Genomic DNA, 385 nt, shown 5'->3' on the forward strand with positions numbered 1-385 from the left:
GGGCACCTGCACGACCATGGGCATCGGCGTGCAGACGCGCCGCTGACCCGGCGCCGGCACCTCCTTCCCTTCCCCACCCTTTCATTGCCGATCCGGACCGTGCGGCCGCCGCGAGGCGCCGCCCGGCGCGGTGCGGCCACGCACTCCATGACGATCGAACGCATCGCCCCTTCCCTGCTCAAGACCTGGCTGCACGACGGCGAGGAAATCGCCCTGCTCGACGTGCGGGAACACGGCCAGTACGGCGAAGCCCATCTGTTCTACGCCACGCCGCTGCCCTGGAGCCGGCTGGAACTGGACGTGCGGCGCCTGGTGCCGCGCACCGGCGTGCGCGTGGTGGTGTACGACGACGGCGCCCCAGCGCCGGAGCTGTCTCTTATACACA

The 385-nt window shown here is 70.9% G+C and carries 1 protein-coding gene; it reads left to right on the plus strand.

The window, feature by feature from the left end; genetic code table 11:
* Positions 1-147 precede the first annotated feature (147 nt).
* Positions 148-385 (plus strand): rhodanese-like domain-containing protein (locus tag AC066S_RS40025; protein WP_478272099.1); only part of this gene is annotated, 238 nt, incomplete at its 3' end.

Source organism: Bradyrhizobium sp. CFUWI (assembly GCF_056429085.1).